The sequence below is a fragment of the Pseudomonas sp. ef1 genome (assembly GCF_007293365.2).
Taxonomy (GTDB): Bacteria; Pseudomonadota; Gammaproteobacteria; order Pseudomonadales; family Pseudomonadaceae; genus Aquipseudomonas; species Aquipseudomonas siliginis.
In genome coordinates this window covers 4,538,811-4,563,698 of the sequence record NZ_CM129815.1, presented here as the reverse complement: position 1 = coordinate 4,563,698, position 24,888 = coordinate 4,538,811, and the positions used below count along the sequence as shown (strand labels likewise).

Annotated in this window: 22 protein-coding genes; 10 read left to right on the top strand and 12 right to left on the bottom strand. The window is 61.1% G+C overall.

Features of this window, described 5'->3' with window-relative positions:
• Window positions 1-19: 19 nt before the first annotated feature.
• On the bottom strand, window positions 20-451 hold the full coding sequence (locus FEE99_RS20645) for a nuclear transport factor 2 family protein (RefSeq protein ID WP_041480876.1): 432 nt from the start codon (window positions 449-451) through the stop codon (window positions 20-22).
• 529 nt (window positions 452-980) lie between these two features.
• On the opposite strand from FEE99_RS20645, the gene mqo reads away from it, so the two are divergent.
• Window positions 981-2,627: a malate dehydrogenase (quinone) gene (mqo, locus tag FEE99_RS20640; protein ID WP_041480875.1), complete on the top strand. Its 1,647-nt coding sequence runs from the start codon at window positions 981-983 to the stop codon at window positions 2,625-2,627.
• 202 nt (window positions 2,628-2,829) lie between these two features.
• Here mqo and FEE99_RS20635 read toward each other — a convergent pair whose 3' ends face one another.
• Window positions 2,830-3,258, bottom strand: coding sequence for a nuclear transport factor 2 family protein (locus FEE99_RS20635; protein ID WP_041480873.1), 429 nt, complete (start codon window positions 3,256-3,258; stop codon window positions 2,830-2,832).
• A gap of 189 nt (window positions 3,259-3,447) precedes the next feature.
• Here FEE99_RS20635 and FEE99_RS20630 point away from each other — a divergent pair, with 189 nt between their 5' ends.
• Window positions 3,448-3,603 carry a hypothetical protein gene (locus tag FEE99_RS20630; RefSeq protein ID WP_172833990.1) on the top strand — a complete coding sequence of 52 codons (156 nt, stop codon included), beginning with the start codon at window positions 3,448-3,450 and terminating at the stop codon, window positions 3,601-3,603.
• Between the two features lie 94 nt (window positions 3,604-3,697).
• Window positions 3,698-4,507, top strand: a complete 810-nt coding sequence (locus FEE99_RS20625; protein WP_052392233.1) for an OBAP family protein — start codon at window positions 3,698-3,700, stop codon at window positions 4,505-4,507.
• Between the two features lie 133 nt (window positions 4,508-4,640).
• On the opposite strand, the gene FEE99_RS20620 is transcribed toward FEE99_RS20625, so the two are convergent.
• A complete protein-coding gene (locus tag FEE99_RS20620; protein WP_041480871.1) occupies window positions 4,641-5,411 on the bottom strand; it encodes an alpha/beta hydrolase in 771 nt (256 codons plus the stop codon).
• Window positions 5,412-5,522: 111 nt separating this feature from the next.
• On the opposite strand from FEE99_RS20620, the gene FEE99_RS20615 reads away from it, so the two are divergent.
• On the top strand, window positions 5,523-6,482 hold the full coding sequence (locus FEE99_RS20615; protein WP_177327034.1) for an aldo/keto reductase: 960 nt from the start codon (window positions 5,523-5,525) through the stop codon (window positions 6,480-6,482).
• A gap of 6 nt (window positions 6,483-6,488) precedes the next feature.
• On the opposite strand, the gene FEE99_RS20610 is transcribed toward FEE99_RS20615, so the two are convergent.
• Entirely contained in the window at window positions 6,489-7,382 is an 894-nt protein-coding gene (locus FEE99_RS20610) for a LysR family transcriptional regulator (protein WP_041480870.1), read from the bottom strand.
• A gap of 96 nt (window positions 7,383-7,478) precedes the next feature.
• On the opposite strand from FEE99_RS20610, the gene FEE99_RS20605 reads away from it, so the two are divergent.
• The gene (locus tag FEE99_RS20605) at window positions 7,479-7,949 is read left to right on the top strand and encodes a (R)-mandelonitrile lyase (protein ID WP_041480868.1); all 471 of its coding nucleotides are present in this window, start codon (window positions 7,479-7,481) and stop codon (window positions 7,947-7,949) included.
• Between the two features lie 121 nt (window positions 7,950-8,070).
• Here FEE99_RS20605 and paoC read toward each other — a convergent pair whose 3' ends face one another.
• The 4 genes from paoC to FEE99_RS20585 all read right to left on the bottom strand — a co-directional run bounded on the left by paoC (window position 8,071) and on the right by FEE99_RS20585 (window position 13,867).
• A complete protein-coding gene (paoC, locus tag FEE99_RS20600) occupies window positions 8,071-10,269 on the bottom strand; it encodes an aldehyde oxidoreductase molybdenum-binding subunit PaoC (protein WP_041480867.1) in 2,199 nt (732 codons plus the stop codon).
• Window positions 10,266-11,222 carry an FAD binding domain-containing protein gene (locus FEE99_RS20595; RefSeq protein WP_041480865.1) on the bottom strand — a complete coding sequence of 319 codons (957 nt, stop codon included), beginning with the start codon at window positions 11,220-11,222 and terminating at the stop codon, window positions 10,266-10,268. The genes paoC and FEE99_RS20595 overlap by 4 nt, the downstream gene beginning before the upstream one ends.
• Window positions 11,219-11,842, bottom strand: a complete 624-nt coding sequence (gene paoA / locus FEE99_RS20590) for an aldehyde dehydrogenase iron-sulfur subunit PaoA (RefSeq protein WP_041480864.1) — start codon at window positions 11,840-11,842, stop codon at window positions 11,219-11,221. The genes FEE99_RS20595 and paoA overlap by 4 nt, the downstream gene beginning before the upstream one ends.
• Before the next feature lie 270 nt (window positions 11,843-12,112).
• Complete coding sequence (locus FEE99_RS20585; protein WP_041480863.1) at window positions 12,113-13,867, bottom strand: L-lactate permease; 1,755 nt, start codon at window positions 13,865-13,867, stop codon at window positions 12,113-12,115.
• Between the two features lie 244 nt (window positions 13,868-14,111).
• Between FEE99_RS20585 and FEE99_RS20580 the strand changes: the two genes are divergently transcribed.
• Window positions 14,112-14,318, top strand: coding sequence for a hypothetical protein (locus tag FEE99_RS20580; RefSeq protein ID WP_041480862.1), 207 nt, complete (start codon window positions 14,112-14,114; stop codon window positions 14,316-14,318).
• A 51-nt stretch (window positions 14,319-14,369) separates the two neighbouring features.
• Here the strand turns inward: FEE99_RS20580 and FEE99_RS20575 are convergent, their stop codons facing one another.
• Window positions 14,370-14,651: a hypothetical protein gene (locus tag FEE99_RS20575; protein ID WP_041480860.1), complete on the bottom strand. Its 282-nt coding sequence runs from the start codon at window positions 14,649-14,651 to the stop codon at window positions 14,370-14,372.
• Window positions 14,652-14,931: 280 nt separating this feature from the next.
• Between FEE99_RS20575 and FEE99_RS20570 the strand changes: the two genes are divergently transcribed.
• Both FEE99_RS20570 and FEE99_RS20565 read left to right on the top strand, forming a co-directional pair.
• Window positions 14,932-15,954 (top strand): hypothetical protein, encoded by a 1,023-nt coding sequence (locus tag FEE99_RS20570; RefSeq protein ID WP_052392232.1) that lies wholly within the window; start codon window positions 14,932-14,934, stop codon window positions 15,952-15,954.
• 90 nt (window positions 15,955-16,044) lie between these two features.
• Window positions 16,045-16,665 carry a TetR/AcrR family transcriptional regulator gene (locus FEE99_RS20565; protein ID WP_041480858.1) on the top strand — a complete coding sequence of 207 codons (621 nt, stop codon included), beginning with the start codon at window positions 16,045-16,047 and terminating at the stop codon, window positions 16,663-16,665.
• Between the two features lie 124 nt (window positions 16,666-16,789).
• On the opposite strand, the gene preA is transcribed toward FEE99_RS20565, so the two are convergent.
• The 3 genes from preA to hydA all read right to left on the bottom strand — a co-directional run bounded on the left by preA (window position 16,790) and on the right by hydA (window position 21,059).
• Complete coding sequence (gene preA / locus FEE99_RS20560) at window positions 16,790-18,064, bottom strand: NAD-dependent dihydropyrimidine dehydrogenase subunit PreA (protein ID WP_041480856.1); 1,275 nt, start codon at window positions 18,062-18,064, stop codon at window positions 16,790-16,792.
• The gene (locus FEE99_RS20555; RefSeq protein ID WP_041480947.1) at window positions 18,065-19,432 is read right to left on the bottom strand and encodes an NAD(P)-dependent oxidoreductase; all 1,368 of its coding nucleotides are present in this window, start codon (window positions 19,430-19,432) and stop codon (window positions 18,065-18,067) included. It abuts the gene before it with no gap.
• A gap of 187 nt (window positions 19,433-19,619) precedes the next feature.
• Window positions 19,620-21,059, bottom strand: a complete 1,440-nt coding sequence (gene hydA, locus FEE99_RS20550; RefSeq protein ID WP_041480855.1) for a dihydropyrimidinase — start codon at window positions 21,057-21,059, stop codon at window positions 19,620-19,622.
• A 624-nt stretch (window positions 21,060-21,683) separates the two neighbouring features.
• On the opposite strand from hydA, the gene FEE99_RS20545 reads away from it, so the two are divergent.
• Together FEE99_RS20545 and FEE99_RS20540 are read left to right on the top strand one after the other, a co-directional pair.
• Window positions 21,684-23,168, top strand: coding sequence for an NCS1 family nucleobase:cation symporter-1 (locus tag FEE99_RS20545; RefSeq protein ID WP_041480853.1), 1,485 nt, complete (start codon window positions 21,684-21,686; stop codon window positions 23,166-23,168).
• 235 nt (window positions 23,169-23,403) lie between these two features.
• Window positions 23,404-24,687, top strand: a complete 1,284-nt coding sequence (locus FEE99_RS20540; RefSeq protein ID WP_041480945.1) for a Zn-dependent hydrolase — start codon at window positions 23,404-23,406, stop codon at window positions 24,685-24,687.
• Window positions 24,688-24,888: the final 201 nt, after the last annotated feature.

Sequence of the window (24,888 nt, the reverse complement as noted above, 5' to 3'; positions counted from 1 at the left end):
GCAGAGTCCTTTGCGTTTATCAGAACCTGAACGCCTGCCGCCCCACCAACAACCATTTCCCGCCCTGTTTCTGCCAGATCTGGAAATTCTCGATCTCGGTCGGAATCACCTCCGTCCCTTTCAACGCCTGCGCGGAGAAGTGGTGGCGCACCAATGCGGTATCGCCGGACATCGTGATGGTCTGCTTCTGCATCTCCAGGGTCCTGAATGCGCTGCGGCCGGTCTCGATGTCGGCGATGAATTCCTGCTTGTCCTGAATCTTGCCGCTGGAGTGGCCGTAGGTCAGGTTCGGCGCGGTCAGAGCGTTCAGTTCGGCGATGTCTTTGTGCAGCATCGCCTGGGTCAGGTGATCCACCGCTTGGGCCACTTCCTTTTCCGCCGGGGCAGGGGCGGCCATGGCGCAGGCGCTGAAGGCGCAGAACAAACCGATGAGGAGGCGGGATTTGGTCATGTTGTTTCCTTGTTGTTATTGGGTCGGAATGACTGGCTTAGTTTGTCAGTCATCGTACAACGTAGCAGGTTATTTTCTGCTTGAACAACGAGCCGTTCGCAATGATTTATCAAGTTGCGATGCGTATCGCGCAAAAAACTTTGCAGGCCAATGCCTGATCACGGTCATGTTTGGTGGCCCATGGCCGATAAGCCCCAGAGCGGAAAAAGACTTTCAAGTCGGGAACAGACGCGCGGGTTCGCCCTGACGTGATATTCTCCGCGCCAAATTTGCTTTGACTTAATTCGGTTGGCTGGCCTTTTCGGCGGGCCGACGGGATCCCTGTCGCTCAAGCAGCTGAAGCCAATAACGATAAGAAGTCAGTTCAGAAGGGACATTAACTGAGGTCGATGCCACATGTCGGCCTTGTGTGCCCACCCGTCAATATTGAAGTGTGCCGGATTGCGCGACGCCAGCCTGAGCGTCAACAAAGCGCAACGCAGACTGATAACAACGACGGGCGGAAGGCGTTTTATCATAGGTGCAACAGATGTTTAAGAAAGTGAACACAGCCTTGCTCGGTCTGGCTTTGGCGATGGGGATGTCGTCTGCCAATGCTGCCGAAGCCAAGAAAGTTGATGTCCTGCTGATCGGCGGCGGCATCATGAGCACCACCCTGGGTGTGTGGATCAATGAGCTGGAACCGACCTGGTCGATGGAAATGGTCGAGCGCCTCGATGGCGTCGCCCTGGAAAGCTCCAACGGCTGGAACAACGCCGGTACCGGTCACTCCGCCCTCGCCGAGCTGAACTACACCCCGGAAGACGATAAAGGCAACGTGACGATCCCGAAAGCCGTCGAGATCAACGAAGCGTTCCAGGTGTCGCGTCAGTTCTGGGCGTGGCAGGTTCAGCAGGGCGTGCTGAAGAACCCTCGTTCGTTCATCAACACCACACCGCACATGAGCTTCGTGTGGGGCGATGACAACATCAAGTTCCTGAAAAAGCGCTACGAAGCGCTGCAGGCGAGCCCGCTGTTCGCTGGCATGCAGTATTCCGAAGATCCGGCTGTGATCAAGAAGTGGGTACCGCTGATGATGGAAGGGCGTGACCCGAACCAGAAAATCGCGGCCACCTGGAGCCCGCTGGGTACGGACATGAACTTCGGCGAAATCACCCGCCAGTTCGCCGCTCACCTGCAAACCAAACCCAACTTCGATCTGAAACTGTCGAGCGAAGTTGAGGACATCACCAAGAACGCCGATGGCACCTGGCGTGTGAGCTACAAAAACCTCAAGGACGGTACCAAGACCGAAACCGACGCCAAGTTCGTGTTCATTGGCGCTGGCGGCGGTGCTCTGCACCTGCTGCAGAAGTCGGGCATTCCTGAAGCCAAGGAATACGCAGGCTTCCCGGTTGGTGGCTCGTTCCTGGTGACCGAGAACCCGACGATTGCCGAGCAGCACCTGGCCAAGGCCTACGGTAAAGCTTCGGTTGGCGCGCCACCGATGTCCGTTCCGCACCTGGACACCCGTGTCCTGGACGGCAAGCGCGTCATTCTGTTTGGCCCGTTCGCGACCTTCAGCACCAAGTTCCTCAAGGAAGGTTCGTACTTCGACCTGCTGACCAGCACCACCACCCACAACATCTGGCCAATGACCAAGGTCGGCATCAAGGAATACCCGCTGGTCGAGTACCTTGCCGGGCAGTTGATGCTGTCGGATGAAGACCGCCTGAACGCGCTGAAGGAATACTTCCCGAACGCCAAGGCCGAAGACTGGCGCCTGTGGCAAGCCGGCCAGCGCGTGCAAATCATCAAGCGTGATGAAGCCGCTGGCGGCGTGCTGAAGCTGGGCACCGAGATCGTTGCTTCGCAGGACGGCTCGATCGCTGGCCTGCTGGGCGCATCGCCAGGCGCGTCGACTGCTGCACCGATCATGCTGAGCGTGCTGCAGAAAGTCTTCAAAGACAAAGTCGCAACCCCTGAGTGGCAGACCAAGCTGCACCAGATCGTGCCAAGCTACGGCACCCAGCTGAACAGCGATCCGGCCAAAGTGGCTGCTGAGTGGGCTTACACCGCGAAAATCCTCGAACTGCCGACGCCTCCAGCGATCGGTCAGGTAGCTGCTCCGGCGGCACCTGCGGCTGACAAAGCCGTAGCGCCGAAGGAAAACGCTGCACGTGACATGGCTCTGTAACCAGAACCCTGACACACAAAACCCACTGAACCGGCGACGGTCAGTGGGTTTTTTTATACGCCGGACCTGTAGGAGCTGACGAGTGCAACGAGGCTGCGATCTTTTGACTTTGACTTTGACGTTTGAAGATCAAGATCAGGATCAAAAGATCGCAGCCTCGTTGCACTCGTCAGCTCCTACGCTCCTACGGTCCGGGGTGAATTCAGGCTTTTGCGGACGCGAGATAGGCACCGAGGCGCCGACCCATTTCTTCGCCCAGTGCCTGCAACCCGCTCAGCGGCCGCACCATCACTTCAAACTCGACAATCTTGCCGTGTTCATCGAAGCGAATCATGTCGATGCCTTTGAGTTCCTTGCTGCCGACCCTGGCGCTGAATTCGAGAATCACATTCAGGCCATCCGCCGTCGCCAATTCGCGGTGATAGGCGAAATCTTCGAAGACTTCAAACACGGTGTTGAGGATCATCGCCACCACCGGCGCGCCGGGGTAGGGCGTGTGCGCCATGGGCGAGCGGAACACAGCTTGCGGATCGAGCAGTTCAGGCAGGGCTTTGAGATTGCCGCTGCGGATCATCTCGTGCCAGCGCTCAAGGGACGCGGCGACGTTGGGCTGCAAGGCGAGGTCGGGCATGGTCACTCCGGTTTTTTATTGTTGTCGGTCGGCAATGACTGTAGATCAACCGCGCCGAAAGTGAATCCTCAAGGCTCAGGCTGAATATCTGTTCATGCCCGAAGCGGATCAGATGCGCATCTGATCCGTATTTTTCTGTTTCATCTGCCTCTGTATTCAGTACAGCCACAGGCTCAGAATGCCCCGGCAGTGCGGCCAATCACCCTCCGACCTCATTCCGAAGCGTCCGGTGCACCGCACACCCGCATCAAGGAGCGCGACATGTACAAGATGGCAATTTTTCTCGGCGGTTTTCTGACCTTGACCATTCTGATCGGCGTGCTGGCGACGATCTCCCCAGTCTGATCCGCGCACATTTTTTCGAACTCCGCCTTTCTCCTGCTTTCAGTTGCAGAACAGGGCCAGCATGCGCCCGTTACTGAAGTTCGAGGAGTGAAACATGCGTACGACAACCTCGCAGGGACGTTGGGTTCCCATTGGTTTGATGGTCGCCGCGCTGACTGGTTGCGCGATGAGCAACACCGAGTCACCGGTGCAGACACCGGGTCAGGCCAAGGCCTCCGATACTGAAATGCTCGAAGTCGGCGCGCAGTGGTTGCAGGACAAACCGCCGATCCGGGCGTTGAACATGTACCTTGATGGCTTTCATTTTTACAACGGTCATCCCGGCGCGCAGATGGAAGCGCACCATTACTGCTCGGCGCTCAATGAGGAGGTGTTCCAGTGCGTGATCTACGACGGCAACACGGCTGAAGCGAAGTTGATGGGCGTGGAATACATCATCAGTCAGCGCCTGTTTACGCAATTGCCGGCAAAAGAAAAAGCCTTGTGGCACAGCCATGCCCACGAAGTGACTTCCGGCCAGTTGGTCGCGCCGGGCATCCCGCAAGTGGCGGAAACGCGACTGATGGAAAAACTCGCCAATACTTATGGCAAGACTTGGCACACCTGGCACACCGATCAGGACAAGCAACTGCCGCTGGGCGTGCCGCAGTTGATGATGGGCTTTACCGCTGACGGTCAGGCCGATGCACAAATGGTCCGCCAGCGCGATCAGCGCCTGGGCATCGACAGTGCCGAGAAGAAGAACGCTCGCGCCGGGATCAAACCGGCGCCTGTCGCAACGGGGGCTGACGCGTGGCAGAAGGGCAACGCCGTGCAGCTCAACGACCCGACCGGGCATCAGCACGTCACGCCGCGCTCGGCCACCTCTGGCGATGAAAATGCCCGGAGCGGCAGTCAGCCTTAGCTTTGGACAGTAGCTGGAAATGGTGTTGTCTGTACCGGCGTCATCGCGAGCAGGCTCACTCCTACATTTGAAATGCGTTCCCCCTGTAGGAGTGAGCCTGCTCGCGATGGCGTCCGTCTGATCGCTAAATCCTTCAGCGATTCAACACATCCCCCATCCACCGCAAATACTCCCCCCGCTCGGATATCGAGTTGTGCCCCGAATCCGGCACCACCTTTAGCGTCGCCACGCCCGCGGGAAAACTCTCGAACAAGCGCTGCGTGCTGCTGCGTCCAATCACTTCGTCATCACTGGCCGCCAAGAGCAACGTCGGTGCGCGAATATGCGTCGCGTATTTGCCCGATTCGAAACGATCCTTGAGCAACCACTTCACCGGCACCCACGGGTATTGCCGTTCGGCGATTTCCTCGAGGCTGTTGAACGGCGTCACCAGGATCAGATTCTGCACCGGCCGCTGACTGGCCAGGCGCACCGCCACCCCCGAACCGAGGCTGCGTCCGATGACTGCAATCTGCGGGTGGCTGGCATACACCTGATCGAACAGCGCCAGCGCATCTTCGGCAATCGCGGCTTCCGATGGTGAGCCGGTGCTGCCACCAAAGCCCCGATAGTGCAGGAAATAGAGCGCGTAGTCGGGAAACGCCTCGGCGAATTCCGGCAGATTTCGCGAGACGTCCTCGGCATTGCCCCCGAAATAGATCAGCGCCCGCGTTCCGCTGCGCTCTCGGTCAGTCACCCAGACCTCGGCATCCGGCATCGACAGTTTCAAGCGCGAATCCGCTGCAACCACGGCGGCAGGCTGGGGAAACCAGATCAGCGAGCGCTGAAACACGAACAGCGCGGCGCACAGCACCAGGTAAACGGCAACGATGAAAACGACGAGTGACATCAGGGTTCGGGACATTCGGCTACTTTTAACGGGGAGAGAGGTTGGCTGTGGCAGTGTAGTTCAGCGCCTGCGCCTGACAGCCTGCGCACACACCATGCAACAGATCCGCGCAGCAGGAGGACACGCATGCGCCACACTGAGGGTTACTCACGTCGCCGCTTGCTCACGCTGGCTGCCCAAGCTGCGGCGCTGCTCACCATTGATCGGGCGTTGGCCGGCAGCGTAGCGCCGACCGCCACTGCGCCGCCCACGGCAGGAGACCAGACCATGCAGACCCGCGCCATCCCTTCCAGCTCCGAGGCACTGCCCATGGTCGGGTTGGGCACCTATCGCGGTTTCGACGTCGCCCCGGGCGATCCGGTTTACCGGCAGTTGCCCGCCGTCCTCGAAGCGCTGTTCAGAAAGGGCGGCACGCTGATCGACAGCTCGCCCATGTACGGCCGCGCCGAGCAGACCACCGGTGAACTGCTGTCGATCCACGAACCACGTTCGCCGGCTTTTCTCGCCACCAAGGTGTGGACGCGCGGGCGCAAGGAGGGTATCGCGCAGATGGAGCAGTCCTTCAGTCTGCTGCAAACCGAACGCATCGACCTGATGCAGATTCACAATCTGCTCGACTGGCAAACCCACTTGCCGACCCTGCGCGAATGGCAGGAGCAGGGGCGGATTCGCTACATCGGCATCACCCATTACACCTCGTCGGCCTATGACGAGGTCGAGGCCGTGCTGAAAGCCGAAAAGCTGGATTTTCTGCAGATCAACTACGCCCTGGATGATCGCGCGGTCGAGAAACGCATCCTGCCGCTGTGCCGTGAGCGTGGGGTGGCGGTGATTTGTAATCGGCCGTTTGGCGGCGGCGATCTGCTCGCCCGGCTCAAGGGCAAGTCGCTGCCGGCCTGGGTCTCGGATGTACAGGTCAACAGCTGGCCGCAACTGGCACTGAAATTTCTCCTGGCGCACCCGGCGGTGACCTGTGTGATTCCCGGGACCAGCAATCCCCGTTACATGGCGGACAATGCCGGAGCCGGTTTTGGGCCGATGTTGACCGATGCGCAACGGCATCAGTTGATTGCGTTGCTGGGCTGAGCCGGGTCAACCGCGATAGCGCAACGCCTCCAGCAACAACGCAAACGCCGGCGCTGCCTGGCGTCGGCTCGGGTAGTACAGGTGATAACCGGAAAATGCCGGGCACCAGTCTCCCAGCACCTGGACCAGGCGACCGTCCGCCAGAAACGGCGCAACGACGTTTTCCGGGATGTAGCTCAGCCCGAAACCGTCCAGCGCGGCGTCGAGCAATGGGTACACGCCATTCAGGGTGACCTGGCCGGAGACGCGCACTTTCAGGCTTTCGCCGTCCTTTTCGAACTCCCACGAATACAGTCCGCCATTGGTTGGCAGGCGCAGGTTGTTACAGGCGTGGTCGGTCAGGTCGCGCGGGGTTTGCGGCGCAGGGCGCCGGGCGAAGTAGGCGGGTGAGCCGGCCACCGCCATGCGCATGTCCGGACCGATACGGGTGGCGATCATGCCTTGGGCGACGTCTTCGCCCAGGCGCACACCGGCATCGAAGCCTTGGCCGGCGATGTCGACGAAGCCATAGTCACAGCAAACCTCGACGGACACATCCGGGTACTGCGGCAGGAAATCCTGCAACACCGGACGCAGGATCCAGTTCAGCGAATGGTCGGTGGCGCTGATGCGGATCTTTCCCGCCGGGGTTTCGCGCAGGTTGCTCAGGGCGGCCAGTTCCACTTCGATTTCGTCGAAGCGCGGGCCGATGGTTTGCAGCAAGTGTTCGCCGGCCTCGGTCGGCGAAACGCTGCGCGTGGTGCGGGTCAGCAGGCGCAGGCCGAGTCGCGCCTCGAGACTGCGAATGGTGTGGCTGAGCGCCGATTGCGACACGCCGAGTTTGGCTGCGGCCTTGGTGAAACTGCGTTCACGGGCGACGGCGAGAAAGGCGAGCAGGTCGGTGGCGTTTTCCCGGAGCATTGATGATCGTCCTGCATAAGTTTTTTCGGATTCTAGTCGATTATCCAAAGAGTGCGGATCGCTACAGTGGTTGCATCATTTATTGGAGGAAAAGCCATGAACCCGATTGCTGCTTCTGCGCTGACGCTCTCGCTGCTGGCTGGCGAGGTGTATGCCACTGAAAATCCGCGTGTCACAGTCACACCGAATGGCTCGCAACCGTCGGCCAAAGGCCCGGCTGACTGGTTTACCGGCACGGTGCGGGTGGATGCACCGTTCAAAGGTACCGACGAGGCGCGGGTCAGTGGTGCGACCGTAACGTTTGAGCCGGGCGCGCGAACGGCGTGGCATACCCATCCGCTGGGGCAGACATTGATCGTCACCTCGGGGGCAGGGTTCGTGCAGGAGTGGGGGCAGCCAGTGCGGGAAATCCGACCGGGCGATACCGTGTGGATTGCCCCGGGCGCCAAACATTGGCACGGGGCAGCGCCGACGACGGCGATGAGTCATATCGCGATTGCCGAATTGCTGGATGGCAAGGTGGTGGACTGGATGGAGCAGGTCGGTGATGAGCAATATCCGCGCTAAGCGAGTCACCCTGCAGGAGCTGTCGAGTGCAACGAGGCTGCGATCTTTTGATCTTGCTTTGGAGATCAAAGATCGCAGCCTGCGGCAGCTCCTACAGGGGTGTTTTTACGTCGACGTTTCTTCAGATCATCTCCGGCAACGAATCAAGAATCTTGTCCAGCGTAATCGGATACTCCCGCACCCTCGCGCCGGTGGCGTTGTAGATCGCATTCGCCACCGCTGCACTCACGCCGCAAATCCCCAATTCACCCACGCCCTTGGCTTTCATCGGCGATGAAATCGGGTCGGTCTCTTCGAGGAAGATCACTTCCTGATGCGGAATGTCGGCGTGCACCGGCACCTCATACCCGGCGAGGTCATGGTTGACGAAAAAGCCCAGGCGCTTGTCCACCGCCAGCTCTTCCATCAATGCGGCGCCGACGCCCATGGTCATCGCGCCGATGACCTGACTGCGCGCCGACGTCGGGTTGAGGATCCGCCCCGCAGCGCACACCGCCAACATGCGCCGTACGCGAACTTCGCCAGTGGCAGCATCGACGGCGACTTCGACGAAGTGCGCGCCGAAGGTCGATTGCTGATACTTCTCGGCCAGATCACCGAACTCGATGCTGTCCTCGCCGACCAGTGCGCCGCCTTCAGCCGCGTTGCGCAGCGGCAGGCTTTTGCTGCCGACGCGCACCTGACCATCGGCAAACTCCGCCTGATCCGCCGCGAGTCCCAGCTTCTGCGCCACCGCTTCACGCAGTTTCACACAGGCGGCATAGACGCCGGAGGTCGAGCAGTTGCCGCCGAACTGACCGCCAGAACCAGCCGACACCGGGAAGTTCGAATCACCCAGACGCACCACCACATCATCGAGACCAACGCCCATCATCTCGGCAGCGGTCTGCGCGATGATCGTGTAGCTGCCGGTGCCGATATCGGTCATGTCGGTTTCGACGACGACTTTGCCGTCACGCTCCAAGCGCACACGGGCGCCGGACTTGACCAGCAGGTTGTTGCGAAACGCCGCCGCCACACCCATGCCGATCAGCCAACGGCCTTCACGACGGCTGCCCGGTTGCGCCTTGCGCTGATCCCAGCCGAATTTCTCCGCGCCGATCTGCAGGCATTTGACCAGTTGACGCTGGGAGAACGGCCGCTCGGTTTTCACCGGGTCGACTTGAGTGTCGTTAGCGATGCGGAACAGCACCGGGTCCATCTTCAGCTGTTCGGCCATTTCGTCCATGGCAATTTCCAGCACCATCAGCCCCGGCGCTTCACCCGGCGCGCGCATGGCGTTGCCTTCAGGCAGGTCGAGCGGCGCGAGGCGCATGCTGACGCGGCGGTTTTCTGCGGCGTAGAGCAACTGGCTCGGTTGCGCGGCCAGTTCGACCTTGCCGTCGGCGAGGTTGCCCGACCAGCCTTCATGGGCAATGGCGGTCAGCTTGCCGTCCGCCGTGGCGGCCATGCGGATGCGCTGAATCGTAGCCGGGCGATGGGTGGTGTTGTTGGCCATCTGTGGGCGGGCGAGGGCGACTTTCACCGGCCGCCCCGCCATGCGCGCGCCGAGAGCGGCGAGGATCACGTCGGCGCGAATAAACAGTTTGCCGCCGAAACCACCGCCGATGTACGGCGAGATCAAGCGGACTTTTTCCTTCGGCAGGCCGAGGGTTTTCGCAATGTCACCGACACTCCAGGCGACCATCTGGTTCGATGTCCACACGGTCAGTTGATCGCCTTTCCACGCGGCCAGTGTGGCGTGCGGTTCCATCATCGCGTGGGACTGGTCTGGCGTGGTGTAGGTCTGATCGAACTGCACCGGTGCGGCGGTGAAGGCCTTGTCGAAGTCGCCGTGATTGACGTCGGGCAGCTCGTCTTTCGGCTCGACGCCGAGGTCTTTGACGCTGGCCAGATCGAACTTGCCCTCGGTGGTTTCGTAATCGACCTTGACCAATTGCGCGGCGGCGCGCGCCTGTTCGAAGGTCTCGGCAACCACCAATGCAACGGCTTGCTGGTAATGCTGCACTTCGGGACCAGCGAGCAGATGCGCAGCGTTGTAATCACCCTTGTCGAGCTTGCCGGCATTCTCGGCAGTAACGATCGCGAGCACGCCGGGCGCCGCTTTGGCCTCGCCCAGATGAATGGCTTTGATCCGCCCTTTGGCGATCGCCGAATCGACCATGAAGCCGTAGGCCTGATTGGCCGCCGCTTCATGTTGTTCGTAGGCGTAAGTGGCCTGGCCGCTGGTTTTCAGCGGGCCTTCGACGCGCTCGGTGGGCTGGCCGACGACCTTCAGGCGGTCGATGGGATTGGTGGTGGCGGGCGTGTCGAATTTCATGCGGTTTCCCTCGCTTGCGCCAACACCGAGGCCAGCGTGCGCTCGACCAGTGTCAGTTTGAATTGGTTGTCATCGGTGGGCGTCGCGCCTTCAAGCAGGCGTTCACTGACTGCTTTGGCACCCTTGGGCAGCAACGCTTCAGCGGCTTCGACCCGCCACGGTTTCGGCGCAATGCCGCCGACGGCGACGCGGCCGGTGCCGTCCTTTTGCAGGATCAGACCGACCGAGACCAGGGCAAACGCGTAAGACGAGCGATCCCGCACCTTGTGATAAATGTGCGTGCCGCCAACCGGCGCCGGCAGGGTCACGGCGGTAATGAATTCGCCGGGCGTGAGACTGGTTTCGATGTGCGGCGTGCCGCCCGGCAACTGATGGAAATCGGCCATGGGAATGCTGCGCGTGCTGCCGTCAGGCTTGACCGTTTCGATCTGCGCATCCAGCGCGCGCATGGCGATGGCCATGTCGCTCGGGTGGGTGGCGATGCAAGCGTCGCTGACGCCGATGATCCCCAGCTGCCGGGTGACCCCGCCGATCGCCGCGCAGCCGCTGCCCGGATTGCGTTTGTTGCAGGCCTGGTGGGTGTCGTAGAAGTACGGGCAGCGGGTGCGTTGCAGCAGGTTGCCGGCGGTGGTCGCCATGTTGCGCAACTGTCCGGAAGCCCCGGCGAGCAAGGCGCGGGAGAGCAGGGCGTAGTCCTTGCGCACGCGCGCGTCGGCGGCCAGATCGGTGTTGCGCACCAGCGCGCCGATGCGCAGTCCGCCTTCGGGTGTGGCTTCGATCTGGTCCAGGCCGAGGTGGTTGATGTCGATCAGGTGGACTGGAGTTTCGATGTCGAGTTTCATCAGGTCGAGCAGGTTGGTGCCGCCGGCGATGAACTTGGCGCCCTCGACTTGCGCAGCCTGGGAAGCGGCTGCCGCAGGTGAGTCGGCGCGGCTGTAATTGAAGGCTCTCATGCCGGCACCTCCGCAACTTCAGTGATGGCTTCGATGATGTTCGAGTAAGCGCCGCAACGGCAGATATTGCCGCTCATGCGCTCCTGCAGTTCGGCGGCGATCAGTTTCGGCGGCTCGGTCAGGCTCGGGCTGACGTGGCTGGGAATGCCATCGCGGATCTCTTTGAGCACAGCGACCGCCGAGCAGATCTGCCCCGGCGTGCAATAGCCGCACTGATAACCGTCGTGCTTGATGAACGCGGCCTGCATCGGGTGCAGCTTGTCCGGCATGCCGAGGCCTTCGATGGTGGTCACCTCACTGCCGTCGTGCATCACTGCCAGGGTCAGGCAGGAATTGATCCGCCGACCGTCGGCGATCACCGTGCAGGCGCCGCACTGGCCGTGGTCGCAGCCTTTCTTGGTGCCGGTCAGGTGCAGGTGTTCGCGCAGGGCGTCGAGCAGGGTGGTGCGGGTGTCGACTTCGAGGGTTTGCGGTTTGCCGTTGACTTGCAGGGTAACTTGACTCATGGCCGGTTGCTCCAGACTGGCCGCGTAGGCCTTGAGGCTGATAAAGGGGGGCATAGCGAACGCCGTCGCGGTTACGGCGCCGAGGATCATGAAGTTGCGTCGGGAAATCGGCATGGTTCGATTCCTTGTCTCTCATCGGGCGGCAGGATTGCAAAAGGCCCAAACGGGCGCGCCGGCATGCATGCCAGTCTCGTAAAAGGAGTGACCGCAGCGGGAGGGAAAAGGTTTTGTCGGATTTGCGCTAAAGAGTTATGTGCTGAACTCATCAATTGGCCTGTGGGAGCGAGCCTGCTCGCGAAAGCGTCGGGTCAGACCCAGCCGCTGCTGGATGTGCCGACCTCTTCGCGAGCAGGCTCGCTCCCACAGTGGAGTTGTGTTTTGCAGTTATGGCCCACCCACCACCATCGAGGTAAACGGTGCGACATAAGCCTGCAACGTCACCAGTCCGCCGACCAGGATCGCCAGCACGATCGAGTGAAAAAACACGTAACGCAGGATCTCGCCCTCATGCCCGTACCAACGGGTCGCGGTGGAGGCGACGACGATCGACTGCGCGTCGACCATTTTGCCCATCACCCCACCGGAACTGTTCGCTGCCGCCATCAGCACCGGACTGATACCCAGCTGTTCCGAGGTCACCCGTTGCAATCCGCCAAACAGCACGTTTGACGCGGTATCGGAACCAGTCAGCGCCACCCCCAGCCAGCCGAGCAGCGTGCCGAACATCGGGTAGAAAATCCCCGTCGCCGCAAACGCCAGGCCCATGGTCGCATCCAGTCCCGAATAGCGGGTGAGGAAGCCCAGCGCGAGCATCGCCGCAATCGTGATCAGCGAAAACCGCACCACCCACAATGTGCGCAGGTACTGCTTGATCAATTGCGGGATCGAATAACCCATCAGCAAGCCGCCAACGATCGCCGCCAGCAAGATCCCGCTGCCGGTCGCGGTCAGCCAGGTGAACTTGTAAATCGCTTCCTCGGCTTTCGGCGCTGCGACAACCGGCGGTACTTTTTCTATTTGCAGATGCAGACCGGTGAAGGTCACCGCCGGGGCGAAGATCGGATTGGCCTCGCGTACCGGTTTGCCTTGCGGGTCGAGCTTGACCGACTGCGTGACCGGGTCGATCACCGGGCGCGTATCGAACATGTTCTTGAAACCCTGCGTGCCCCAGGCAAACACGAACACCGTGAGGATGATCCACGGCATCCACGCACGCATCACTGCCGGACGCGCCTGATCGCTGAACGCGGCGCTGGCGGTGACTGTTTCTTCGTCGACCTTGGAGTTGTCGACGCGACCGGACAACGCTGCCGAGGTGTGGATGGTCGCCGGTTTCCACACCTTGAGGAACAGCGTCAGACAGGCCATGGAAATCAGCGCAGCGATGACGTCCACCAGCATCGGCCCGTGGTAGTTGGACACGAGAAATTGCGGGATGGCGAAACTCACCCCGGCCACCAGAATCGCCGGCCACACCTCGAGCATCTTGCGCCACCCGGCAAACGCCCAGATCAACCAGAACGGCACCAGCACCGAGAAGAACGGCAACTGCCGCCCGACCATCATCGACAGCTCCATCTCGTCCAGCCCGGTGACTTTGGCCAAGGTGATGATCGGTGTGCCCAGTGCACCGAAAGCGACGGGCGCGGTATTGGCGATGAGCGCCAGACCCGATGCGGCCAATGGCGAAAAACCCAGGCCGATCAGAATCGCACCGGTCACCGCCACCGGCGTGCCAAAGCCTGCCGCGCCTTCGAAGAACGCACCGAAACAGAAGGCGATCAGCAGCAACTGCAAACGTCGGTCATCGGTGATGCGCGCGAGGGAATCCTGCAGCACTTTGAACGAACCGTTTTCGGTGGTCAGGCGATGCAGAAAGATGATGTTGAGGACGATCCAGCCGATCGGCAGCAAGCCATTCGCCGCGCCGAACAGCGCGGCCGAGCCGGCCATGCCCGCTGGCATGTCGAAGGCGAAGATCGAGATCAGCAGGGCGGACGCGAGCGCCAGCAAGGCTGCCAGATGTGCCTTGACGTGAAAGAACGCCAGCGCCGCGAGCATCACCACCACCGGCACTGCGGCCATCAGCGTGGAGAGCACCGGGTTGCCGAACGGGTCGTAGATTTGCTGCCAGACCATGGTCCACCTCTGCTTATTGTTATTGAGGGCGCAGATCCATTGCATGGGGGTTGGTTGCAAGCAGTATAGGTGGCATTCCGCCGCCGTTCGGGCATGGCGAACGGGCCGACCAACGGTCGATAGTGGCCACTGAATCAACGTGCTTTTGCCCGGTCGTATCTGCGGCTGCGCGCACTGCGTCCCGAAGACGCGGGCAGCGTGGCGATTTCCGTCGTCAAGACCTTGGGTTTTAGGGAAGTGTTGAATGAAGCAAGCGACAACGATGCTGCTCACTGTGACCGCCGCCGTATTGCTCAGCGGCTGTATTGCGGATTTTGATGATGACCACCGCCATGGCCGGCACTACGACCGCGACCACGGCCGCTATTACGACCATGACCGGCGTTGGGACGACCGCGATGACGACCGCCGCGATGGCCATCGTTATCACCGTGATCGCGATGATGACTGATTGAATGAAGAGGGCGTTCCCGTTAAAGGAACGCCCTCTGTGCATCAGCCTTCAGTTGAAAAAACGAGCGTTCGCCTGGACGCGGGATCGCGCAGGCACCGAGGCCTCGTGATCGAGCAGATGGGTGGCGAGTATGTCGCTCAGAAAACGGAACTGATCGTTGAGGCCGACCACTTCATTGCTGAAATGATTGCTGGCGGCGGGCATCAGCAGATCGTCGAAATCTTCGTTGAACACCAGTGTCTGCGCCTTGCGCGGCACGACGTGCTGTTGGTAGTAGTTGCTGCCGAACACCGGGAAACTCACGGAGAGGGTGACTTGGGTGTGGATCATGATGTGAACGCCTCGTTGTGTTTCGGATGAGTCAATCGTGCCTTTCATCATGGGAGGGCGGAAGGCAATCGTGGCGATGGTGGATATCGATGGTGGTGATGGTTGAGGTTTGTGGTGCTGCTGTTGGCGCCTTCGCGAGCAGGCTCGCTCCCACAGGTGCAACACATTTCAAATGTGGGAGCGAGCCTGCTCGCGAAGAGGCCGGAACCTTCAGCATCGAAATCGACTGACCTGCCTATACTCAAACCAGCACCTCCCCAAGCCAAAGGACACCGCCACCGTGAACACGCGCGCGCTGGTCGTTGCCGCACTGTTTCTGCTGGCCGGCTGCGCCACTTCGGCCCGGGCGCCAGTGAGTGCGCCGCAGGCGGTGGTGGTGTCGGCGCAAACCTGGCAGCAGATCGACCGCGAGATCCTCAGCGCATCGCAACAGGCCACCGAGCAGGTCAAGCTGTTCGCCCGTGGCTCGATGGAACATTGGCGCACTCGGGTCTATCAGCAAACTGAAGAAAATTTCATTCCCTGGTTCAGCAGCTACTGGACCCAGGAATGGCTGTCGATGAAGGTCAGTTGGTACACGATCAGCGCCGGCGGTGAGCAGGATGCTTCGGCGAAACGGCTGGCGGCGTATCTGCTTGAGCAATATCAGGAAAAAGTCCTCGCGCCGGTCGCAGTGGAGATCGATCCGGATGCGATCCTGGCGCAGGCCACGGCGTTCTACGCGCAGTTGATGGCGCAGCAGATGCCGCTCATCGCCCAGCGTCACGGTGTGCCGATTGCGCAGCTCAACGGCCGCTTGCGGAAGATCCCGGCCATCGCCCTCGGCCCGCCGCCGGCGCGGGATGCTTCGCTGTTCAAAGTCATCAGCACCGAGCCGCTGAACACCCTCCCGGCGTACGCCGCACTGATCGACAAGATCCACACCGACGGCGGCGCCAAGGGCATTTCCTCCACCGAAGCAGCCATGGCCCCGGTGGCCAAGCGCGCCAGCCAGCGCATCGAAGCCGAAATGGCCCCGCGCGGCGCCGCCAGTGCGGTGGCGGCAGCAGCCGGGAAACTGGCCGGGGCGATGATTTCGGTCGGCGTGGCCGGCATACGCGCAATCATCCAGGCCAACGACCGCCCTGACAGTGAAGCGCTGATTCGCAGCAGCCTGGGCAACACCTTCGACAAGGCCTGGCAGAAGCTGCTGCAAAATCCGACCACGGGCGTGATGGCCGGCACACTGCACATGGCCGGGCAGGTTGAAGGCAATTTGGGCGTTAGTGAACCAACGCCTATCGGTGTGAGCGCTGTGCAATAGCGCCTGCACCTGTGAAGTTTTGTTGGTGGCGGTCGCGCCCGGATCAGAGCGGATGCTAGTCTTGCGCAACGCTGTTGTCAGGGAGCCCACATGGGCAATCACAAGATCGAAATTCGCCGCAGTAACGTCGAGAAAATCCTGCTGGCGGCGGAAAAGGTTTTCGCCGAAAAAGGCTTTGGCAGCACCGCCATGGCGGACATCGCTGCCGAAGTGCAATTGCCGCGTTCCAATCTGCATTACTACTTCAGCACCAAGAGCGAGCTGTACAGCGCAGTGCTGTTTGATCTGCTGGAAGTGTGGAAGCAGGACGCACTGTGCTTCGAGATGTTCGACGACCCGCGCGTGGTGCTGAGCAGTTACATCCGCGCCAAGATGAATCATTCACGCAGCCGGCCCTATGGCTCGAAAGTCTGGGCCAACGAGATCATCCACGGCGCGCCGACCCTGGGCGAAGCGCTGGATGCGAGCCTGTATGACTGGGCGAAGATGAAGGAAGCGAAGATTCGCCAGTGGGTCGACGACAAGCGGATCCTGCCGGTGGAACCGTCGGGTTTGCTGTACATGATCTGGGCGTCAACGCAGCACTACGCCGACTTTGATCATCAGGTGAATATTCTGAATGATCATCAGCCGTTGTCGGATATGCAGTTCGAGCGGGCGGTGCAGACAGTGACAGGTGTGATTTTGCGCGGGATCGGGCTGGAGCCTTGAACCCTGTAGTGGCCGGATTGGCCGGATTGGCCTCTTCGCGAGCAGGCTCGCTCCCACAGGAAAACGCATTCCAACTGTGGGAGCGAGCCTGCTCGCGAAGGCGCCGGATCAGACGCTGCTGACCTCAGACACTGACGTGGTAGGGGTTGCGCGGATCATGATTCCAGTCCAGAAACGGCTTGCCCGTTTCCATCGGCACCATCTCGATGCAGTCGGCCACGGGGCAGGTGATCTGGCACAGATTGCAGCCCACACATTCCTCATCGATCACTTCATATTTATGCGTCCCGTCGGCCTGTTTCAAACTGCCGATCGCCTGGTGTGACGTGTCTTCACAAGCGATGTGGCAACGCCCGCAACCGATGCACGCCTCCTGGTCGATCTTCGCGATCACCTGGTAGTTGATATCGAGGTACTTCCAATCCGTGGTGTTACCCACGGCGCGCCCGGAAAACTCGGCGATATTGGCGTAACCCTGGCTGTCCATCCACCGCGACAAGCCGTCCTTCATCTCTTCGACAATACGGAAACCATGCAGCATCGCCGCCGTGCACACCTGCACCGCGCCGCTGCCCAGCGCCATGAACTCCGCCGCGTCGCGCCAGCTGCCGATGCCGCCAATGCCGCAGATCGGCAAGCCCTGGGTCTGCGGATCACGGGCGATTTCCGCGACCATGTTCAGCGCAATCGGCTTGACCGCCGAACCGCAATAACCGCCGTGAGTGCTTTTGCTGCCGACGGTGGGCAGGGCGACCATATGGTCCAGGTCGACGCTGGTGATCGAGTTGATCGTGTTGATCAGCGACACCGCATCCGCGCCTCCACGATGCGCCGCCCGGGCAGCGACGCGGATGTCGGTGATGTTCGGGGTGAGTTTGACGATCACCGGCAGCGAGCAGTACGTCTTGCACCAGCGCGTCACCTGCTCGACGTACTCCGGCACCTGGCCGACCGCCGCGCCCATGCCGCGTTCGGGCATGCCGTGGGGGCAACCGAAGTTGAGTTCGATGCCGTCGGCGCCGGTGGCTTCGACCAGCGGCAGAATGTGTTTCCACGACTCCTCGACACACGGCACCATCAGCGACACGATCAGCGCGCGATCCGGCCAATCCTTTTTCACCTGAGTGATTTCGTGCAGGTTGATTTCCAGCGAGCGGTCGGTGATCAGTTCAATGTTGTTGATGCCCAGCACTTCGCGATTGGCACCGAAATGCGCCGAATAACGCGAGGAAACGTTGACCGCCGCCGGATCCTCACCCAGGGTTTTCCAGACCACGCCACCCCAGCCCGCTTCGAAGGCGCGGACCACGTTGTAGGCCTTGTCGGTGGGTGGCGCGGAAGCCAGCCAGAACGGGTTGGGCGCTTTGATACCGGCGAAGACTATCGAGAGATCGGCCATTTACGCAGCCTCCACGTTGAGCATCAGTTGAGCGTTGATCGCCTCGGCGGCGCGTTTGCCGTGCTGCACTGCTTGCACGGTGAGGTCCTGATCGAGGCTGGTGCAGTCGCCGCCGGCATACACGCCGGGGACGCTGGTGCGCAGGTGTTCATCGACCGCGATGCGTTCGCCCTGACGCTTGAGTTCGCGCGCCAGCGGATCGCTGAGGGCGTTGTCATCGAAGCTCTGGCCGATCGCTTTGAAGATCGCATCGGCAGCCAGCTCAAAGGTTTCTCCGGTGGTTTGCAGACGCCCTTCAACCAGATCGGTGCGGGCGAAACGCATGCCGCGCACGCGGCCCTGATCATCGAGCAACACTTGCTCCGGCTGCGCCCAGGTCAGCAACCGCACCTGATTGGCTTTGGCGATGTCCTGCTCATGGTGGGTGGCGCCCATGTCTGCCGCACCACGGCGATACACCAGATTGACGTCGCGCGCGCCGAGGCGGGCCATCTGCACGGCCATGTCGATCGCCGTGTTGCCAGCGCCGAGAACGATGCAGCGTTCAGCCAAGGGCAGTTGCGTGAGGTCATCGGCCTGGCGCAGTTCGCGGATGTAGTCGGTGGCGGCGAGCAGGCCCGGCGCGTCTTCGTGGGCCAGACCGAGTTGCTTGCTGGCATTCAGGCCGAGGCCGAGGAATACCGCGTCAAACTGTTGATGCAGTTCGCTGAGAGTAAGATTTGCACCGAGTTTCTGGCCGTGGCGGATTTCTATCCCGCCAATCTGCAGAAGGAAGTCCAGCTCCTTCTGCGCGTAATCGTCGACCAGTTTGTACTTGGCAATGCCGTACTCGTTAAGCCCGCCGGCCTTTTCCCGTGCTTCGAAAATCACCACATCATGCCCGTGCATTGCGCTGCGATGAGCGCAAGACAACCCGGCCGGCCCGGCGCCGACCACGGCGATCCGTTTGCCCGTGGCCGGGGCGCGCTGGAACGGGTGTTCAGCGAAATGCGCATTGTCCACGGCGTAACGTTGCAGCAGACCAATCAGCACCGGCGCGCATTCCTGCGCGTTGTTGCGCACGCAGGCCTGCTGGCAGAGGATTTCCGTTGGACAGACCCGCGCGCAACTGCCGCCGAGGATGTTTGCCGACAGGATTTTCTGCGCCGCGCCTTGGACGTTGTCTTGATGGATGTTGCGGATGAATGAGGGGATGTCGATTTCGCTGGGGCATGCATTGACGCAAGGCGCGTCGTAGCAATACAGGCAGCGCGAGGCTTCCAGATGCGCTTGCCGGGCATTGAGCGGCGGCGCCAGATCAGTGAAATGACCGGCGAGGGCGGCCGCGCTTTCGTGCGGGTGGGGGAGGTGGTTCAGGGTCTCGATCACGGTTTTGTGCCTCACGGTAACTGCCTCTATCGGGCATTGGCCAAATTCCCTGTGTAGGAGCTGCCGAAGGCTGCGATCTTTTGATTTTGGTTTTTGACGATCAAGATCAAAAGATCGCAGCCTTCGGCAGCTCCTACAGGGAACGCATTTCAACTGTGCGAGCGAGCCTGCTCGCAAAGGCCTCGCTTTAGCGCTTCACTGCAGTCGGGCGATGTTGCTCAGCCCGCTTGCTCAACAAATCAAACACCGCCGGGTAGGCCGGCCGTTCGATGTAGCGTCCGGCGCCGCGTTCGGCGCGCAGGTCGCCGTCGGCCCAGACCACGCGGCCCTGGCTGACGGTGTGGCTCGGCACACCGCGCACGGTCTTGCCTTCGAAGATGTTGAAGTCCACCTGCTGATGGTGGGTCTTGGCGGAAATGGTCCGTGTGCCTTGCGGATCCCACAGCACCAGATCGGCATCGGCGCCCACGCGGATCGCGCCTTTGCGTGGATAGAGATTGAATATCTTCGCGGTGTTGGTGGAGGTCAGCGCGACGAAATCCTGCATCGACAATCGTCCGGAGTTGACGCCTTCATCCCACAACACTGCCATGCGGTCTTCGATACCGGCGGTGCCGTTGGGAATCTTGCTGAAGTCGTCGCGCCCGGCAGCTTTCTGCTCAGCGCAGAAACAGCAGTGGTCGGTGGCGGTGGTATGCAGATTGCCGTTCTGCAGCCCGTGCCAGAGCGCCTCCTGATGGCCGCGCGGACGGAACGGCGGGCTCATCACGTAGCCGGCAGCGGTCTGCCAGTCCGGGTGTTGATAGACGCTGTCGTCGAGCAGCAGATGCCCGGCCAGGACCTCGCCGTAAACCGGCTGGCCCTTGCTGCGTGCGTAGGTGATTTCGTCCAGAGCTTCCTTGGTGGAAACGTGCACCAGGTACAACGGCGTGCCGATGGTTTCGGCAATGCGGATCGCCCGGCTCGCGGCTTCACCTTCGACCTGCGAAGGTCGCGACAGCGGATGCGCTTCCGGCCCGGTAATGCCCTGGGCCATCAGCTTGCGTTGCAGGTGATAGACCAGCTCGCCATTTTCTGCGTGCACAGTCGGCACCGCACCGAGTTCCAGACAGCGCTCGAAACTCGCCACCAAGGTATCGTCGGCGGCCATGATCGCGTTCTTGTAGGCCATGAAATGCTTGAAGCTGTTGATGCCGTGGTGGCTGACCAACTCGGCCATTTCCTCGCGCACCTGCTCGCTCCACCAAGTGATCGCGACGTGGAAGCCATAGTCCGACGCAGACTTTTGCGCCCAGCCGCGCCACTGATGAAACGCTTCCATCAGCGATTGCTGCGGATTGGGAATAACGAAGTCGATGATCGAGGTAGTGCCGCCGGCCAGGCCGGCAGCGGTGCCGCTGTAGAAATCTTCGCTGGCAACGGTGCCCATGAACGGCAGTTGCATATGCGTATGCGGATCGATGCCGCCGGGCATCAGGTATTGGCCACTGCCGTCGAGCACTTCGGCGCCGGCGGGAATGTCGAGGTTTTCACCAATGGCTTTGATCACGCCGTCAGCGCAATAGACGTCGGCGCGGTAACTTTCATCATGGGTAACAACGGTGGCGCCACGGATCAACAGAGACATTCCGGATTCCTCGCAGGCATGACCGACTTGTGCCGGTTCTAAATGTTTTATTGAAGTACAGCGGCGCAGTTCGTATTCCTGTCATCGCTGTCAGGAATAGAAACTAGTCGCGATTTCAAGAATGATCAAGAATATTTTTTATAAGCTTATAGCTGTTTCAAGCTATTGATAAATAAAGACAAAAACGAGAAATCACCAAAATGGGTAGGGCGCTCACCATTTTGACGCACTTGACAGGATGGAAATATGAGCAAGATTTCCTATGTGAAATCAGCCGCTTGAAGTTGTGCTGCGGTTGCGAGTTCCCCGACAAAAATAAATGCAGTGCACCAGTTTGAGTCCTGACACTTCGGACAACTTGCCCGACGTTTAGCCTGAGCGTTCAGACAAGTTTTCCAGGACTCATCGAATATTCAATTAAAACTGATGAATATCAGAAAGTTGCAAAGCGTGCAGTGCACCGTCCTAGCGTTCAGCGCCAGACCCGGCACGTTTATTGATGCCGCCGCTGACACCATGGCCGGTGCATGAAAGTTGTCAGTTCCTCCGGCCATCGTCCGGCTGGCGTCGTGCGCGCCAACCGCCTGATGAGCAAAAAATAATCAGAAGAACAGTGGAGCGGCCATGCAACAGACCAGATCACAAGTGACCGAGCGCGACGGCTTGTACGAGCTCGAAGCCGGCAACGACGTCCTCGACAGCCCCCGTTACAACCACGACATGGCACCGACCAAGGTGCGCGAACGCACCTGGAACAAATGGCACATCACCGCGCTGTGGGTCGGCATGTCGATCTGTGTGCCGACCTACACCCTCGGCGGCGTGCTCACCGCTTATTTCGGCTTGAGCGTCGGCGAAGCGCTATTGGCGATTCTGTTTGCCAACGTCATTGTGTTGATTCCGCTGACCCTCAACGCCTTCCCGGGCACCAAATACGGCATTCCGTTTCCGGTGCTGCTGCGCTCGTCGTTCGGCATTCTCGGCTCCAACGTGCCGTGCCTGATTCGCGCATTGGTGGCGTGTGGCTGGTTCGGCATCCAGACCATGTTCGGCGGACTGGCGATTCACCTGTTTCTCGGCTCGGTGTTCGAGGGCTGGAAATCCCTCGGCGGCACCGGCGAGGTGATCGGTTTCATGGTGTTCTGGGCGCTGAATCTGTGGGTGGTGATTCGCGGCGCCGAGTCGATCAAATGGCTGGAGACCCTGTCCGCGCCGCTGCTGGTTGCAGTGGGTATCGGCCTGCTGGTGTGGGCGATGCCCAATGTGTCGATGACTGAGTTGCTGGCGATCCCGCCCAAGCGCCCGGAAGGCGCCAGCGTGGTCAGTTATTTCGCGGCAGGGCTGACCGCGATGGTCGGCTTCTGGGCCACGCTGTCGCTGAACATTCCCGACTTCAGTCGCTACGCCAAGAGCCAGAAGGATCAGATCCTCGGGCAGATTTTCGGCCTGCCGCTGACCATGTTCCTCTTCGCTGCGCTGGGCGTGGTGATGACCGCCGCATCGGTGAAACTGGTCGGCGTCACCGTGTCCGACCCGGTCACGCTGATCGGGCATATCCAGAGCCCGGTGTGGGTCGCTGTGGCCATGGCGCTGATCATCGTTGCCACACTGTCGACCAACACCGCCGCCAATATCGTCTCGCCGACCAATGACTTTCAGAACATCGCGCCGAAGGTGATCAACCGCACCAAAGCGGTGTTGCTCACCGGTCTGGTCGGGCTGGTGCTGATGGGCCATGAACTGCTGAAAAAGCTTGGCCTGATCGTTTCCGACATCAGCCTGGAAACCGTGTACTCAAACTGGCTGCTGGGCTACTCGAGCCTGCTCGGGCCGATCGCCGGGATCATGGTGGTGGATTATTTCCTGATCAAGAAACAGCGACTGGACCTCGCCGGGCTGTACCGCGATGACGTGTATCCGGCGTGGAACTGGGCCGGTTTTCTCGCCTTTGGCGTGCCGGTGGCGCTGACTCTGCTGTCGCTGGGCAGCGACGCGTTCAGCTGGTTCTACAGCTATGGCTGGTTCACCGGCTCGGCGTTGGGCGGGGTGATTTATTACGGGTTGTGCGTGATGCGGGCGCAGCCTTCTGCCGTGAAAACAGCGGTGTGAGCAAGGGCCTTTTCGCGAGCAGGCTCGCTCCCACATTGGAAATGCATTCTCACTGTGGGAGCGAGCCTGCTCGCGAAGGCGATGCTCCATACACCGCCGAAACTGATCGTTCCCACGCTCTGCGTGGGAACGCAGCCCGGGACGCTCCGCGTCCCAAAAGCGGACGCAGAGCGTCCATGGATGAATGCCCACGCAGAGCATGGGCACTATCGGCATCAGCATTGAGGAGATCCCCATGAACGCAGCCGTAGACGTTCTGCAATCCACCCATCAGCACATCAACCGCGATCGCCTCTGGGCCTCGCTCATGGAACTGGCGAAACTCGGCGCCACGGTCAAGGGCGGCGTCTGTCGCCTGGCCCTGACCGACCTCGACCGCCAGGCCCGCGACCTGTTCGTGCAGTGGTGCAAGGACGCCGGTTGCAGCGTCACGGTCGATGCCGTCGGCAACATTTTCGCCCGCCGCGCCGGGCGCAACCCGAGCCTGCCGCCAGTCATGACCGGCAGCCACATCGACACCCAGCCCACCGGCGGCAAGTTCGACGGCTGCTTCGGCGTGCTCGCCGGCGTCGAAGTGCTGCGCACCCTCAACGACCTCGGAGTGGAAACCGAAGCGCCGCTGGAAGTGGTGGTCTGGACCAACGAAGAAGGCTCACGCTTCGCCCCGTGCATGATGGGTTCCGGGGTATTCGCCGAAAAATTCACCCTCGAAGAAACCCTCGCCAAGGTCGATGCCGACGGCGTCACCGTCGGCGAAGCACTGAATGCGATCGGCTACGCCGGCCCGCGCAAGGTCAGCGGGCACGCGGTTGGCGCGTATTTCGAAGCGCACATCGAACAAGGCCCGATTCTCGAGGACGAAGAGAAAACCATCGGCGTGGTACTCGGCGCGCTCGGGCAGAAGTGGTTCGACCTGAAATTGCGCGGCGTCGAAGCCCACGCCGGCCCGACGCCGATGCACCTGCGCAAGGACGCCTTAGTCGGTGCCTCGGTGATCGTCGGCGCCGTCAACCGCGCCGCCCTCGGCCATCAGCCCCACGCCTGTGGCACGGTCGGCTGCCTGCAAGCCTATCCCGGCTCGCGCAACGTGATTCCCGGCGAAGTGCGCATGACTCTGGATTTTCGCCACCTGGAGCCGGCGCGGCTGGATTCGATGATTGCCGAAGTGAAACAAGTGATCGAGGCGACCTGCGAAGAGCACGGCCTTTCTTACGAATTGACCCCGACCGCCGACTTCCCGCCGCTGTACTTCGAAAAGGGCTGCGTGGAAGCGGTGCGCGGCGCAGCGAAAGGGCTGGGTCTGTCGCACATGGACATCGTCAGTGGCGCCGGGCATGACGCGATTTTCCTCGCCGAGCTCGGCCCGGCGGGAATGATTTTCGTGCCATGCGAGGGCGGGATCAGCCACAACGAAATCGAGAATGCCGCGCCGGATGATCTGGCAGCGGGGTGCGCGGTGTTGTTGCGGGCGATGCTCGCGGCGTCGGCGATGGTGGCGGCCAGCGAGCGTGCCGCCTAAGGTAAACACACCCAGTAAACCTGTGGGAGCGTGCGTGCTCGCGAATGCGCCGGGTCAGTCACCGAATGGTCTGTCTGACCCAACGCTTTCGCGAGCAGGCTCGCTCCCACAGGGGTTTTTTGGCGATTTTGGGGTTGTGGCACGATCCCGAGCCGCCGCGGTCGTACTCTTCACCTAGCCGCATCACAGTGTGGAGATCCA

Bases quoted from the DNA above. Each gene is read 5' to 3' on its own strand.
- FEE99_RS20565 (WP_041480858.1), top strand. From the start codon at position 16,045: ATGGGCAATCACAAGATCGAAATTCGCCGCAGTAACGTCGAGAAAATC.
- FEE99_RS20625 (WP_052392233.1), top strand. From the start codon at position 3,698: ATGCGTACGACAACCTCGCAGGGACGTTGGGTTCCCATTGGTTTGATG.
- FEE99_RS20575 (WP_041480860.1), bottom strand. From the start codon at position 14,651: ATGATCCACACCCAAGTCACCCTCTCCGTGAGTTTCCCGGTGTTCGGC.
- FEE99_RS20605 (WP_041480868.1), top strand. From the start codon at position 7,479: ATGAACCCGATTGCTGCTTCTGCGCTGACGCTCTCGCTGCTGGCTGGC.
- hydA (WP_041480855.1), bottom strand. From the start codon at position 21,059: ATGTCTCTGTTGATCCGTGGCGCCACCGTTGTTACCCATGATGAAAGT.
- FEE99_RS20540 (WP_041480945.1), top strand. From the start codon at position 23,404: ATGAACGCAGCCGTAGACGTTCTGCAATCCACCCATCAGCACATCAAC.
- FEE99_RS20620 (WP_041480871.1), bottom strand. From the start codon at position 5,411: ATGTCCCGAACCCTGATGTCACTCGTCGTTTTCATCGTTGCCGTTTAC.
- paoA (WP_041480864.1), bottom strand. From the start codon at position 11,842: ATGCCGATTTCCCGACGCAACTTCATGATCCTCGGCGCCGTAACCGCG.
- FEE99_RS20545 (WP_041480853.1), top strand. From the start codon at position 21,684: ATGCAACAGACCAGATCACAAGTGACCGAGCGCGACGGCTTGTACGAG.
- FEE99_RS20645 (WP_041480876.1), bottom strand. From the start codon at position 451: ATGACCAAATCCCGCCTCCTCATCGGTTTGTTCTGCGCCTTCAGCGCC.
- mqo (WP_041480875.1), top strand. From the start codon at position 981: ATGTTTAAGAAAGTGAACACAGCCTTGCTCGGTCTGGCTTTGGCGATG.
- FEE99_RS20615 (WP_177327034.1), top strand. From the start codon at position 5,523: ATGCGCCACACTGAGGGTTACTCACGTCGCCGCTTGCTCACGCTGGCT.
- FEE99_RS20635 (WP_041480873.1), bottom strand. From the start codon at position 3,258: ATGCCCGACCTCGCCTTGCAGCCCAACGTCGCCGCGTCCCTTGAGCGC.
- FEE99_RS20580 (WP_041480862.1), top strand. From the start codon at position 14,112: ATGAAGCAAGCGACAACGATGCTGCTCACTGTGACCGCCGCCGTATTG.
- paoC (WP_041480867.1), bottom strand. From the start codon at position 10,269: ATGAAATTCGACACGCCCGCCACCACCAATCCCATCGACCGCCTGAAG.
- preA (WP_041480856.1), bottom strand. From the start codon at position 18,064: ATGGCCGATCTCTCGATAGTCTTCGCCGGTATCAAAGCGCCCAACCCG.
- FEE99_RS20595 (WP_041480865.1), bottom strand. From the start codon at position 11,222: ATGAGAGCCTTCAATTACAGCCGCGCCGACTCACCTGCGGCAGCCGCT.
- FEE99_RS20585 (WP_041480863.1), bottom strand. From the start codon at position 13,867: ATGGTCTGGCAGCAAATCTACGACCCGTTCGGCAACCCGGTGCTCTCC.
- FEE99_RS20610 (WP_041480870.1), bottom strand. From the start codon at position 7,382: ATGCTCCGGGAAAACGCCACCGACCTGCTCGCCTTTCTCGCCGTCGCC.